Source organism: Enterobacter cloacae complex sp. IR5384 (assembly GCF_049237265.1).
Taxonomy (GTDB): Bacteria; Pseudomonadota; Gammaproteobacteria; order Enterobacterales; family Enterobacteriaceae; genus Enterobacter; species Enterobacter cloacae.
The window spans coordinates 1-13,653 of sequence record NZ_JBMKHJ010000005.1; the positions used below are offsets into that span (position 1 = coordinate 1).

Annotated in this window: 11 protein-coding genes; 3 read left to right on the forward strand and 8 right to left on the reverse strand. The window is 59.0% G+C overall.

The window, feature by feature from the left end:
• Positions 1 to 515: 515 nt before the first annotated feature.
• The gene (gene uvrB, locus ACOTX3_RS06135; protein WP_058679313.1) at positions 516 to 2,531 is read right to left on the reverse strand and encodes an excinuclease ABC subunit UvrB; all 2,016 of its coding nucleotides are present in this window, start codon (positions 2,529 to 2,531) and stop codon (positions 516 to 518) included.
• A gap of 751 nt (positions 2,532 to 3,282) precedes the next feature.
• Here uvrB and ACOTX3_RS06140 point away from each other — a divergent pair.
• On the forward strand, positions 3,283 to 4,005 hold the full coding sequence (locus ACOTX3_RS06140; RefSeq protein WP_013097498.1) for an ABC transporter ATP-binding protein: 723 nt from the start codon (positions 3,283 to 3,285) through the stop codon (positions 4,003 to 4,005).
• On the opposite strand, the gene bioD is transcribed toward ACOTX3_RS06140, so the two are convergent.
• Genes bioD through bioB form a run of 4 tightly spaced genes read right to left on the reverse strand, consistent with a single transcriptional unit; the run spans position 3,968 to position 7,595 of the window.
• Complete coding sequence (gene bioD / locus ACOTX3_RS06145; RefSeq protein ID WP_020685271.1) at positions 3,968 to 4,669, reverse strand: dethiobiotin synthase; 702 nt, start codon at positions 4,667 to 4,669, stop codon at positions 3,968 to 3,970. The genes ACOTX3_RS06140 and bioD overlap by 38 nt on opposite strands.
• Positions 4,662 to 5,417 (reverse strand): malonyl-ACP O-methyltransferase BioC, encoded by a 756-nt coding sequence (gene bioC, locus ACOTX3_RS06150; RefSeq protein ID WP_058681998.1) that lies wholly within the window; start codon positions 5,415 to 5,417, stop codon positions 4,662 to 4,664. Before bioC ends, bioD begins: the two co-directional genes overlap by 8 nt.
• The gene (gene bioF / locus ACOTX3_RS06155; protein ID WP_058679315.1) at positions 5,401 to 6,558 is read right to left on the reverse strand and encodes an 8-amino-7-oxononanoate synthase; all 1,158 of its coding nucleotides are present in this window, start codon (positions 6,556 to 6,558) and stop codon (positions 5,401 to 5,403) included. Before bioF ends, bioC begins: the two co-directional genes overlap by 17 nt.
• Positions 6,555 to 7,595 carry a biotin synthase BioB gene (gene bioB, locus ACOTX3_RS06160; protein WP_014831141.1) on the reverse strand — a complete coding sequence of 347 codons (1,041 nt, stop codon included), beginning with the start codon at positions 7,593 to 7,595 and terminating at the stop codon, positions 6,555 to 6,557. Before bioB ends, bioF begins: the two co-directional genes overlap by 4 nt.
• Before the next feature lie 68 nt (positions 7,596 to 7,663).
• Between bioB and bioA the strand changes: the two genes are divergently transcribed.
• Together bioA and ACOTX3_RS06170 are read left to right on the forward strand one after the other, a co-directional pair.
• The gene (gene bioA, locus ACOTX3_RS06165; RefSeq protein ID WP_047024379.1) at positions 7,664 to 8,971 is read left to right on the forward strand and encodes an adenosylmethionine--8-amino-7-oxononanoate transaminase; all 1,308 of its coding nucleotides are present in this window, start codon (positions 7,664 to 7,666) and stop codon (positions 8,969 to 8,971) included.
• Positions 8,972 to 9,019: 48 nt separating this feature from the next.
• On the forward strand, positions 9,020 to 9,496 hold the full coding sequence (locus ACOTX3_RS06170) for a kinase inhibitor (RefSeq protein WP_013097504.1): 477 nt from the start codon (positions 9,020 to 9,022) through the stop codon (positions 9,494 to 9,496).
• Between the two features lie 86 nt (positions 9,497 to 9,582).
• Here the strand turns inward: ACOTX3_RS06170 and hutH are convergent, their stop codons facing one another.
• From hutH to ACOTX3_RS06185, 3 genes are all read right to left on the reverse strand, one after another.
• Positions 9,583 to 11,103: a histidine ammonia-lyase gene (gene hutH, locus ACOTX3_RS06175; protein ID WP_058679316.1), complete on the reverse strand. Its 1,521-nt coding sequence runs from the start codon at positions 11,101 to 11,103 to the stop codon at positions 9,583 to 9,585.
• Complete coding sequence (hutU, locus tag ACOTX3_RS06180) at positions 11,100 to 12,788, reverse strand: urocanate hydratase (RefSeq protein WP_013097506.1); 1,689 nt, start codon at positions 12,786 to 12,788, stop codon at positions 11,100 to 11,102. The genes hutH and hutU overlap by 4 nt, the downstream gene beginning before the upstream one ends.
• 127 nt (positions 12,789 to 12,915) lie before the next feature.
• Positions 12,916 to 13,650: a histidine utilization repressor gene (locus ACOTX3_RS06185; protein ID WP_013097507.1), complete on the reverse strand. Its 735-nt coding sequence runs from the start codon at positions 13,648 to 13,650 to the stop codon at positions 12,916 to 12,918.
• Positions 13,651 to 13,653 lie beyond the last annotated feature (3 nt).

The window sequence follows — 13,653 nt, forward strand, 5'->3', positions numbered from 1 at the left end:
CTCGCATCCCAGGGCATAAGCGACTCCATAAACGGGTTCTTATGCCTTAGTTGTAAGTGTCTACCATGTCCCCGAACAAGTGTTCACTATGTCCCCGGACCGTACAAGGGAGAGGGTTGGGGTGAGGGGGAACATATGGCTGTAGAGGTCATTCCGTTCACTTTATGTTCCTTGCTACTCTGTAACGGCATGACTTGTGAACGTGCCAGGGCGGCTCAGTCGCCACCACCCTGGCGACCCGGGCTCCCGGCGGAAAATCGCCGCTCCGCGGTGCCTTCGGCTTATTCCTTCCGGCTTATCGGGGACGGGCGGATGTAACGTCCCTGTAAAGCCGCCCTCTCGGCGCATCCATGCGCCTCGCCCCGGCCTGCAGGAAACGCCTCAGCGATTTACAGCCGGACCAGGGCGTCGCTATAAGTCATTCATTTTCCTGAAGCAACATTCATCGCTTTCGGTAAAAAAATTACTGGGGATCCCTCAGCCCACAGGGAGAGGGCGAAAACACGCTGCTTTACCTAAGATGCAGCGATGAAAAGATCCCGCAGCTGATGCAGCTGGTCGCGAATTTGCGCTGCCTCTTCGAACTCCAGGTTCTGGGCATGCTGCATCATCTGCGCTTCCAGCTCGTGGATTTTCTGCTGCAGCGCTTTCGGCGTCAGCGCGACGGTATCTTCCTCCACCAAGGAACGCGCCTTGCCGCGTCCTTTCGCTTTGGTCTTCGCAATGTTCTGACCCAGGGCCAGAATATCCACCACCTTCTTGTTCAGACCCTGCGGCGTAATGCCATGCTCTTCGTTGTAGCGCTGCTGTTTCTCGCGACGGCGTTCCGTTTCGCCAATCGCTTTCGCCATCGACGGGGTGATTTTATCGCCGTAGAGAATCGCTTTACCGTTGACGTTACGCGCGGCGCGGCCAATGGTCTGGATCAGCGAGCGCTCAGAACGCAGGAAGCCCTCTTTGTCAGCATCGAGGATTGCCACCAGCGAGACTTCCGGCATATCCAGACCCTCTCGCAACAGGTTGATCCCCACCAGCACGTCAAACTCGCCCAGACGCAGGTCGCGGATAATTTCCATACGCTCCACGGTATCGATATCCGAGTGCAGATAACGCACCTTCTCGCCGTGTTCTTCCAGATATTCGGTCAGGTCTTCTGCCATACGTTTGGTCAACGTGGTGACCAGCACGCGCTCGTTGATTGCCGAACGGGCGCGGATCTCGGAGAGCAGATCGTCCACCTGCGTCGCAACCGGACGGACTTCGATCACCGGATCCAGCAGCCCTGTCGGACGAACCACCTGGTCAACCACCTCATCGCCCGATTTCTCCAGCTCGTAGTTGCCCGGCGTCGCCGAAACGTAAATGGTTTGCGGTGCCAGCGCTTCAAACTCTTCAAACTTCATCGGACGGTTGTCCAGCGCCGACGGCAGACGGAAGCCGTACTCAACCAGCGTCTCTTTACGCGCGCGGTCACCGCGATACATCCCGCCGATCTGCGGGATCGTGACGTGGGATTCGTCGATCACCAGTAACCCGTCCGCCGGAAGGTAGTCAAACAACGTCGGCGGCGGCTCGCCCGGCCCACGACCGGAGAGGAAACGGGAGTAGTTTTCGATGCCGGAGCAGTAGCCCAGCTCGTTCATCATCTCCAGATCGAACTGGGTACGCTGGCTCAGGCGTTGCTCTTCCAGCAGTTTATTGTTCGCCAGCAGCACCTTACGGCGTTCCGCCAGCTCCTCTTTGATCTCTTCCATCGCCTGCACAATACGCTCGCGTGGCGTTACGTAGTGCGTTTTCGGGTAGATGGTGTAACGCTGAATAACGGACTCGACGTGGCCGGTGAGCGGGTCGAACAGCGACAGGCGTTCCACCTCTTCGTCAAACAGCTCAACGCGCAGGGCAATGTCGTCCGATTCCGCCGGGAAGATGTCGATAACCTCGCCGCGCACGCGGAACGTACCGCGCTGGAACGCCTGGTCGTTACGGGTGTACTGCAGCTCCGCCAGTCGGCGCAAAATCGCGCGCTGATCGATGATCATCCCCTGCGTCAGGTGCAGCATCATCTTGAGGTAGAGATCCGGGTCGCCCAGACCGTAGATGGCAGACACCGATGCGACCACCACCACATCACGACGCTCCAGCAGCGCCTTCGTCGCCGAGAGACGCATCTGCTCAATGTGTTCGTTCACCGAGGCATCTTTCTCGATGAAAGTGTCAGAGCTCGGCACATAGGCTTCTGGCTGGTAGTAATCGTAATACGAGACGAAATACTCCACGGCATTCTCCGGGAAGAACTCTTTCATCTCGCCATACAGCTGCGCCGCCAGCGTTTTGTTGGGCGCCAGCACCATGGTGGGGCGTTGCAGATCCGCAATGACGTTGGCGATGGTGAAGGTTTTACCCGAACCGGTCACCCCCAGCAGCGTTTGGTGTGCCAGCCCATCTTCCAGCCCCTCTTCAAGACGACGGATCGCCTCAGGCTGGTCGCCAGAAGGACGGAAAGCAGAATTCAGTTTGAACGGTTTACTCATGGGCGACAACCTGGTGATGTAAAAAGCGGCAGGTGAGTAATTTTACTCGTTGTGGCCAGGAATGCCAGTAAAAAACACTGGATGTAAAACCAGTAGCGTGTCACGATATTTAGCATAGCACCCGAAGGATTAGCGTATTCCCGGTCAAAATTTCGACTGAGACGACATAAAACACCAGCCCTACCCGGTTATCCCCAGAACATTTTCATTTTTAACATTTGTCAAGCCAGGTAATGGTAGTTTTATGGTAACCGGTGACACTTTTATGACGGCAATTGATTTTATCTAACCAGTTAAATCTTAAAGGATATTTTCCAGAGCCGCGTTTCGCGTCAATTTGGGCGTAACCCGCGTCTTCTCTCGCTTATCGCGTGTTTTCTAACTCTAATGCACATGGTTATCCACAGGAATAGTGGATAACTGCGTCCAGCCCATACAGACTGCCGCTCAGCAAATTCCCGGTTTTTCCCACGAGGCGGTGACAAAAAATTTTTATCGCTAATTTTTGCCAATCAACCGTTGCGTTATTCATAACCAATCAATGAGATCTTGCTCACAATTCAGCCATTTCAGTCCCTGCACCACCGCTAACAGTTCTGGCACTGAGACAGTGCAATCCGCTTATCGATCGGTCGTTTTGCGACGGCATTATCCTAAAAAAGCCTCTTTTTTAATCAGTTCAACGGTTCTGGCAGGAGATTTGCAGATTCATTAACGAGCCTCACCCACATACATTTTTAAGGAGAGAAAGATGTTGAGTCTGCGTGCAGTCAATCAGTTTTACGGAAACCAACATACGCTATGGAATGTCGATTTGGATTTACCGCAGGGCTTATGCACAGGGGTGATTGGCCTGCCCGGCATGGGAAAAACCACCCTCATCAACTGCATCACCGGCGCGTTACCGGTGCAGAGCGGAACCATCGTCTGGCACGAAGCCGGTGCCCCGCCCTGTGATTTACTGCGTCAGGCACCGGATCAACGCGCGCTGCCGGGGATTGGCTACGTGCCACAGGACCGACGGATTTTTTCGCAACTGACTATTGAGGAAAACTTGCACATCGCCATGCGGGCGACAGGGGCAACGGACACGCGTGCAAAAAGCGATGTCTATGACCTGTTCCCGCAGCTGTGGGCGCTGCGACAAATTCGGGCGAACGGGCTCTCCCCGGACGATCAGTATCAGCTGGCGCTGGCTAACGCGCTGGTCAACCGACCGCGGGTATTGATTCTGGATGAGCCGCTGCAGGGCGCAGGGTACAGCTTTGCTCAGAAGCTGGGCCATCTGCTGGCGAGGCTTAATCGTGAGCTGGGGATGACGGTGTTATTAGCCGAGCAGCAACTGTCGTTTATCCGCCGGGTAGTGGATCGCTTCTGTATGCTGTATCGCGGGCGTAACGTGGCCCAGGGCCACGTTACCGAGCTGGATGACGAGCTTATTGCCCACTGGATGTCGCGGGAAGCAAGGCACTGAGGTCGAGGTAATGTCCGGTGTCGGCGTGCTCAGCACCGTCCGCAAGCCATGGGATCTCCCCAAGGAACGGCGCGGGAAGCACTCGCCTGAGCGTGGCCAGATACTCCTGGTGACGCTTACCGGGTGCGACCACGTCGTTGGCTATCCAGCCCGCCAGACGCAGCCCGGCCTGCTGAACGGCCTGTGCCGTTAACATGGCGTGGTTGATACAGCCGAGCTTCACCCCGACCACGAGGATCACCGGAAGCTGCTCACGCTGGACCCAGTCCGCAAACGTCAGTTCGTCCGACAGCGGCGTAAACCACCCCCCTGCGCCTTCCACCAGCACCCAGTCAGCCTGGCGTTCCAGTGCGCGCAGGCCGTCCGAGAGCACGGAAAACGCGATGGGGCGACCTTCGTCGGCGCTGATAATGTGCGGCGACGTCGGCTCGGCAAAGGTATAAGGATTCACCGCCGCATAGTCCAGCGGCAGCGTGCTGTTACGCTGCAGCGCCAGCGCGTCGGTGTTGCGTAACCCCTGTGCCGTCATCTCACTTCCGGAGGCGACGGGCTTGTACCCGGCGGTGGTTTTGCCCTGCAGACGAGCCGCCTGCAACAGCGCGGAACTGGCCACCGTTTTACCCACTTCGGTATCCGTTCCGGTGACAAAATAACGTTCAGTCACGTTCGATAATCCCATGAAAGAGTTGATAAGAGAGCGGGAAAGTGCCCCGCCGCTGCGGCCAGGCCAGCTCCAGGCGCTGCAATTGCCCGCGCGTGAGCGGTTTTCTCTCGCGCCCGGCATGCAGATGCGTAGCGCCAATGCCCTTCAGCGAGCGCATGGCGCTGAACGCATCGCTAAAGTTCAGCGTGATGGTCTGCACCTGGCTTTGATAGCGCCAGCCCGTCAGCGCGTCCGTCACCTGGTCATACGCTAAAAAGCGGTTGGCGTGCGGCTGTTCGTCTACCGCTTTCCATGCCTGATTCAGCTCGGGCAGCGAGCTTTCCAGCAGGGTGGTAAAGGCCACCTTTCCGCCCGGACGCGCCACGCGATACAGCTCGTTTAACGCCTGCGAAAGGCTACTGCACCACTGTACCGCCAGGTGACTCCACACCAGATCGAACTGCGCATCCGGCAGCGGAAGCGACTCAATATCGCCAGTCAGATAGCGGTCAGCCGCCTGTTGCTGTCGCGCCTCGTCCAGCATCTGCTCAGAGAGATCGAGTGCGGTGACGTGGCTTCCGGCGTCGCGCCAGTAGCGGCTGTTACCGCCGGGGCCGCATCCGGCATCCAGTACGTACCGGAAACGACGCGCACCGAGTAGCTCAAGCAGCCCCTGAGCGCTCTGACGCTGAAGCTCATCATGCTGCGAATAACTGCGTGCAGCCCGGCCAAACGCCGCCGCAATGGCCTGTTTATTGACTGGCGACATGGAGAGCCTCCAGCAGCGCATCGATATCTTCCGCTTTGTGTGCCGCCGTCAGCGTCAAACGCAGACGCGCCGTACCCGGCGGCACGGTGGGCGGACGGATGGCCGTGACCCACATTCCCCGTTCGCGCAGCGTCTGTGCCAGCGCGAGCGCACGGTTGTTTTCCCCCACGATAACGGGCTGGATGGCGCTCTGCGAATCGGTGCTTTGGAAAGGAAGCCGATCCAGACCCTGACGGAAACGCTGAATATGTTCTGCCAGACGCGCGCGCCGTTCAGCCCCCTCTTCACCGCGGATCACCTCCAGCGAGGCAGAGAGCGCCACCGCCTGCGCAGGCGGCATACTGGTGCTGTAAATCAGATGTCGGGCGAACTGCAGCAGATAATCGGCGACGGACTCGCTGCACAGCACGGCGGCCCCGCTCACGCCAACGCCTTTGCCAAAGGTGACGATCAGCAGTTCCGGCTTCACGCCCTGCTGACTGGCGCTACCGCGACCGTCCTCACCCATCACGCCAATACCGTGGGCATCATCCACCAGCAGCCAGGCGTTTTGCTGTTTCGCAACGTCAGACAGCGCAAGAAGCGGCGCGCTGTCGCCATCCATGCTAAACACCCCTTCCGTCACCACCAGCTGTTGTCCGGCACAGGGTTTATCCAGCAGCGTGGCGAGCGAAAGCGCATCGTTGTGGGCAAAGCGCCGCAGCTGTGCCGGGCTGAGACTCGCCGCCTCCAGCAAAGAGGCGTGGCTTAAGCGGTCCGCGGCGATACGATCGTCCTTGCCCATCAGCGCGGCAATCACCGCCTGATTGGCGGCAAAGCCGGAGATGAACAGCAGCGCGCGCGGATAGCCCAGCCAGTCGGCAAGCGTCTCTTCCAGCGCCTGATGCGCTGTCGAATAGCCGCTGACGTGCCCCGACCCCCCGCTGCCCACGCCGTAGTGTTCCGCCCCCTGCTGCCAGGCGCGGACAATCGCCGGATGCTGGCTCAGGCCGAGATAATCATTGCTGGAAAAATTACAGTACTGCCGCCGGGCGTGGGTCAGAAAACGGCCTGCACCGTTTTCCACTACCCTGCGAACGCGAAAAGCATCCCGCGCCCGGCGCTCTTCCAGCGCGGATTGAATACGAGCCTGCCAGGTCATACGGATGCCGCGTTGTAGAACTGTTCGGTATCGGCGTTGAAAATCTGCTGCTCCAGCTGCTGCTGTTGCTCGTTATCTCCCGCCAGCACCTCGGTCTGATGCGGGTTCAGCCCCAGCTTGCGGAACAGCTGGACGTCTTTGTCCTCTTCCGGGTTCGGCGTGGTCAGCAGCTTGCAGCCGTAGAAGATGGAGTTAGCGCCAGCCATAAAGCACATCGCCTGCGTCTGCTCGTTCATCTGTTCGCGACCGGCAGAAAGGCGGACGTATGAGGTTGGCATCATGATGCGCGCGACCGCGATGGTGCGGATAAAATCAAACGCATCGACATCCTCGTTATCCGCCAGTGGCGTGCCTTTGACCTTCACCAGCATGTTGATTGGCACGCTTTCCGGCGGGGTCGGCAGGTTCGCCAGTTGCAGCAGCAGACCGGCGCGATCTTTCACCGTTTCGCCCAGCCCCACAATCCCGCCCGAGCACACTTTGATGCCCGCTTCGCGCACTTTGTCCAGCGTATCCAGACGCTCCTGATAGGTACGGGTGGTAATGATGTTGCCGTAAAACTCTGGCGAGGTGTCGAGGTTGTGGTTGTAATAATCCAGCCCTGCAGCAGACAGGCGCTGCGCCTGCTCTTCGTTCAGCGTGCCGAGGGTCATACAGGCTTCCAGCCCCATCTCTTTGACCCCTTTTACCATCTGCTCCAGGTACGGCATGTCGCGATCGTGTGGGTTTTTCCATGCCGCCCCCATGCAGAAACGGGTAGAGCCCGCGTTTTTCGCCTTACGCGCGGAGTCGAGCACCTGCTCCACTTCCATCAGACGTTCAGATTCCAGCCCGGTTTTATAGCGCGCGCTCTGCGGGCAATATTTGCAATCTTCCGGGCAGGCACCGGTCTTGATCGACAGCAGCGTACTGACCTGAACATGGCGCGGATCGAAGTGCTGACGATGCACCTGTTGGGCTTCGAACATCAGCTCCAGGAAAGGTTTATTGAATAATTCAGTGACTTGCGACATCGTCCAGCGTGCGTGGTGAGCCATGGGGCTTCTCCAAAGGGTTTTGTTAATTTTCGGTTCGGTTTATACTCGTAAACCTAAAACTTTTCAAAATGGTTTACAAGTCGATTATGACCCAGGACGATCTCGCCTTCGACCAGCAGCATATCTGGCACCCTTACACCTCCATGACCCGCCCGCTTCCGGTCTACCCGGTGGCCTCGGCCCACGGCTGCGAACTGCACCTTGCCAGCGGCGAGCCGCTTGTTGACGGTATGTCATCCTGGTGGGCGGCCATTCACGGGTACAACCACCCGCGTCTGAATGCCGCGATGAAAGCGCAGATTGAGCAGATGTCGCACGTGATGTTTGGCGGCATTACCCATCAACCGGCGGTTGATCTCTGCCGTCGTCTGGTGGCGATGACGCCCGATGCGCTGGAGTGCGTGTTCCTTGCCGACTCCGGCTCGGTAGCGGTGGAAGTGGCGATGAAAATGGCGCTGCAGTACTGGCATGCCAGGGGGGAATCCCGTCAGCGATTCCTGACCTTCCGCAACGGCTACCACGGCGATACCTTTGGCGCGATGTCGGTGTGCGATCCGGATAACTCCATGCACAGCCTGTGGAAGGGGTACCTGCCGGAAAACCTGTTTGCCCCGGCCCCGCAGAGCCGTTTCGACGGCGAGTGGAATGAAATGGACATGGTCGGCTTTGCGCGGCTGATGGCTGCCCACCGCCATGAGATTGCCGCCGTGATCCTTGAACCGATTGTTCAGGGTGCTGGTGGGATGCGCATGTACCATCCCGAGTGGTTAAAACGCATTCGTAAAATGTGTGACCGCGAGGGCATCCTGCTGATTGCCGATGAGATCGCCACCGGATTTGGCCGCACGGGTAAGCTGTTTGCCTGCGAACATGCGGATATCACACCGGATATCCTGTGTCTGGGGAAAGCGCTGACCGGCGGCACCATGACACTCTCAGCCACCCTCACTACCCGCCAGGTGGCCGACACCATCAGCGACGGCGAAGCGGGCTGCTTTATGCATGGCCCGACCTTTATGGGCAATCCGCTGGCCTGCGCGGTGGCAAACGAAAGTCTCGCGATCCTGCAAAACGGCGAGTGGCAAACGCAGGTTGCGGCGATTGAGGCGCAACTGAAAGAAGAGCTCAGTGCCGCCTCGGGGGCGAATTTCGTGGCGGACGTGCGCGTGCTGGGTGCCATCGGCGTGATTGAGACCACCCATCCGGTGAATATGGCGGCATTGCAGCGCTTCTTTGTAGAGCGGGGGGTCTGGGTGCGGCCTTTCGGCAAACTTATCTACCTGATGCCACCGTATATCATCACGGCTGAACAGCTACGCACGTTAACCGCCGCGGTGGTTGAAGCCGTTAACATTCCGGCGCATTTCACGATTTGACCCTATGCGTTACACTTCCTGAACGAGTGAATAACGAGGGCAAACCGTATGAAAATCATCAGTAAAGATCTGCGCGACGGCGAAAAACTGCCTGAACGCCACGTCTTCAACGGGATGGGGTATCAGGGAGATAATATCTCTCCGCACCTGGCATGGGACGATGTGCCGGCGGGCACCAAAAGCTTTGTGGTCACCTGCTACGACCCGGATGCGCCAACCGGCTCCGGCTGGTGGCACTGGGTTGTGGCCAACCTGCCCGCCGATACGCGCGTTCTGCCGCAGGGTTCCGGCTCCGACCTGGTCGCCCTGCCGGAAGGCGCCATTCAGACGCGCACCGATTTTGGGAAAGCCGGTTACGGTGGCGCGGCGCCGCCAAAAGGGGAAACGCACCGCTATATCTTCACGGTTCACGCGCTGGATGTAGAGAAGATTGAGGTCGACGAAGGGGCGAGCGGCGCGATGGTAGGGTTTAATGTGCATTTCCATTCGCTGGAGAGCGCGTCGATTACGGCGATGTATTCGTAAAAAAAAGCCGGGTGGCGGCTACGCCTTACCCGGCCTACATTTCGGATTCGTAGGCCCGGTAAGCGCAGCGCCACCGGGCAAAAAAATCACAGCACCGGCGGCAACAACCCCACCAGACGCCCCTCTTCCAGAAGCTGCATCGCCTTATCAATATCCGGCGCAAAGAAGCGGTCATCATCGTAATGCGATACGTGCTCACGCAGCGCATGACGTGCCTGCTCCAGCAGCGGGCTGGACTTCAGCCCTTCACGCAGATCGATCCCCTGACACGCCGCCAGCCATTCCACTGCCAGCACGCCACGGGTATTGGCGGCCATCTCCCACAGACGACGTCCGGCTGCCGGAGCCATTGAGACGTGGTCTTCCTGGTTGGCAGAGGTTGGCAGGCTGTCCACGCTGTGCGGATGCGACAGCGCTTTGTTTTCGCTCGCCAGCGCTGCGGCCGTCACCTGGGCAATCATAAAGCCTGAATTCACCCCGCCGTTGCGCACCAGGAACGGTGGCAGCTGGGACATATGCTTATCCATCATCAGCGCAATGCGCCGCTCGGACAAGGCGCCCACTTCGGCAATCGCCAGCGCGATGTTATCCGCCGCCATCGCCACGGGCTCGGCGTGGAAGTTACCACCGGAGACCACCTCGTTTTCCTGGGCGAACACCAGCGGGTTATCGGACACCGCGTTGGCTTCCACCAGCAGCACTTCTGCGGCCTGGCGCAGCTGCGTCAGACACGCGCCCATCACCTGCGGCTGACAGCGCAGCGAGTACGGATCCTGTACCTTGTCACAGTTATGGTGCGAATTAGCAATCTCACTGGTCTCCGTCAGCAGATGGCGATACATCGCGGCAGCGTCAATTTGCCCGCGCTGGCCACGTACGTCATGAATACGCGCGTCAAACGGACGACGCGAGCCCAGCACCGCCTCCGTGGTCAGCGCACCGCACACCACGGCCGAGGCGAACAGATCTTCAGCTTCAAACAGACCGCGCAGCGCAAAGGCCGTGGAGGCCTGCGTGCCGTTAAGCAGCGCCAGCCCCTCTTTTGCCGCAAGGGTGATTGGCGCTAATCCGGCCTTTTTCAGCGCCTCTTTTGCCGGGAGCCACTCTCCCTGCCAGCGCGCCTGACCTTCCCCCAACAACAGCAGCGACATATGCGCCAGCGGGGCGAGATCGCCGGAGGCGCCAACGGAGCCTTTGGCGGGGATCCACGGATAGACTTCCGCGTTCACCAGCGCTATCAGGGCCTGGATCACGCTCAGACGAATGCCGGAAAAGCCGCGCGCCAGACTGTTAATTTTGAGCACCATCATCAGACGGACAATCTCGTCGTCCAGCGGCTGGCCAACGCCTGCGGCATGGGAAAGCACCAGCGAACGCTGGAGATTTTCCAGATCGTGCGTGGCAATGCGCGTCTGCGCCAGCAGACCAAAACCGGTGTTGATACCGTAGGCGGTACGCCCTTCGGCAATAATGGCTTCAACGCAGGCCACGCTGTCGTTAATGGCGGCATGGGCGCTTTCATCCAGCGAGAGCGTGACCGGCTGACGCCAGACGTGACGCAGCTGTTTGAGCGTGAGCGAGCCGGGAGTGAGTGTTAACGCGTTCATTCATGCTTTCCTTGTGTGGCAGGGATCATCGGCAGGTTAAGTCCCTGCTCTGTGGCACATTCAATGGCAATCTCGTAACCCGCATCTGCGTGACGCATCACGCCGGTTGCCGGGTCGTTGTGCAGCACGCGTGCGATACGCGCGGCGGCTTCATCCGTTCCGTCACAGACGATAACCATCCCGGAATGCTGGGAGAAGCCCATCCCCACGCCGCCACCGTGGTGCAGCGATACCCAGGTCGCGCCGCTGGCGGTGTTGAGTAAGGCATTCAGCAGCGGCCAGTCGGAGACCGCGTCTGAGCCGTCGCGCATGGCTTCGGTTTCGCGGTTCGGGCTGGCGACGGAGCCAGAATCCAGATGGTCGCGACCAATCACAATCGGGGCTGACACTTCGCCGCTGCGCACCATTTCGTTAAAAGCCAGACCCAGCTTTTGCCGCCACGCCAGCCCGACCCAGCAGATACGCGCCGGCAAGCCCTGGAAGTTAATGCGCTCGCGGGCCATATCCAGCCAGTGGTGCAGGTGTTCATCGTCCGCGACAATTTCCTTCACTTTGGCATCGGTTTTGTAGATATCTTCCGGGTCGCCGGACAGGGCCACCCAGCGGAACGGACCGATACCGCGGCAGAACAGCGGACGAATATAGGCAGGGACAAATCCCGGGAAATCAAAGGCGTTGCTGACGCCCATCTCTTTTGCCATCTGGCGGATGTTGTTGCCGTAATCGAAGGTCGGAATGCCCATCTCGCTGAACGCCAGCATGGCGGAGACGTGTTCTGCCATCGAACGCTTAGCGGCCAGTACCGTGCCTTCAGGATCGGTTTCGGCTTTTTGCTGGTAGGCTTCCCACGTCCAGCCTTTTGGCAGATAGCCGTGCAGCGGATCGTGGGCGCTGGTCTGGTCGGTAACGAGGTCAGGGCGAACACCACGGGCCACGAGTTCCGGCAGGATCTCTGCCGCGTTGCCGCACAACGCTATCGATACCGCTTTACCTTCCGCAGTGTATTTTTTGATACGCGCCAGCGCGTCATCGAGGCTGTCGGCCTGTTCGTCAACATAGCGGGTACGCAGACGGAAATCGATGCGGCTCTGCTGGCACTCAATGTTCAGCGAGCAGGCGCCAGCCAGCGTCGCGGCCAGCGGCTGTGCACCGCCCATGCCACCCAGACCCGCGGTCAGTACCCAGCGGCCTTTCAGCGAGCCGTTGTAGTGCTGACGACCGGCTTCGACGAAGGTTTCATAGGTGCCCTGCACAATCCCCTGGCTGCCAATGTAGATCCAGCTACCCGCGGTCATCTGGCCATACATCGCCAGCCCTTTGGCATCCAGTTCGTTAAAGTGTTCCCAGGTCGCCCAGTGTGGGACCAGGTTGGAGTTGGCAATCAAAACGCGCGGCGCGTTTTTGTGGGTTTTAAACACGCCGACCGGCTTGCCGGATTGCACCAGCAGGGTTTCGTCGTGTTCCAGTTCGGTCAGGGCCTTAACAATGGCGTCATAGCATTCCCAGTTGCGCGCGGCGCGGCCAATGCCGCCGTACACCACCAGCTCGTGGGGGTTTTCCGCAACTTCAGGATCAAGGTTGTTCATCAACATGCGCAGTGGTGCTTCGGTGAGCCAGCTTTTGGCGGTAAGGGTGGTGCCGCGCGCGGCGCGGACATCCTGCTGACGGTATTTACCTGACGACATTGTGTGCTCCTCATACGGGACAGATGATGCATTTAGATATACTTGTATAGACAAGCACACACAAGGTCAGATTTAACAAAAAAGATACAATTTTGTTATATTGCGTTAGCTATCACGCTTTTAAAACTTATGACATAAAGTGGCCCTGCAACCGATAGCGGCTACCGGGGAACAGCAGTCTTGCATGCGACACAATCTGCGCGGATGACCAGGTGCGGCGGCGGATCAGCAGGCAGGGATCGTGCTCTTTGATACGCAGCAGCTCGCACTCCTGCGGCGTCGCGCGCACCGCTTCCACAATGTGCTCCCCTTCCGTCAGCGGTGCGACAAGCGAGAGAAAGGCATGCGGCGTGGTTTGAGTGTAATCCTGGTCCAGATAGTCCGGTATCCGTTCGGCGTTTACGCAGCGATCCTCAATCTGCACCGGCACGTCATTTTCGAAATGCACCATTACGGAATGGAAGATCCGGGTTCCCTCCTTGACGTTCAGTACCGCAGCCTGCTCGGCGCTGGCCTGCGTCTCTTCAAGCACCAGCACTTCGCAGTGGTGCTGATGGTTTCGCGACGCTATCTCGTCCGCAATGCTGCGGATTTCAAACAGCGCCGATTGTCCTTTTGGCTCCGCCACAAACGTCCCGACCCCCTGCAGGCGCACCAGCAGGCCTTCGTCGGTTAGCTCGCGTAACGCCCGGTTGATGGTCATCCGGCTAAAACCAAACTGCGCCACCAGATCGGCTTCAGAGGGAATGCGGTCATGCGGCCGCCAGACGCCGGTGGCGATTTTTTCGCTGATCGTCTGCTTCACCTTTTCGTAGAAAGGCGCGGGAGAGCCGGACGGCGGCTGAGGTGAGCGTGAGAACATCGT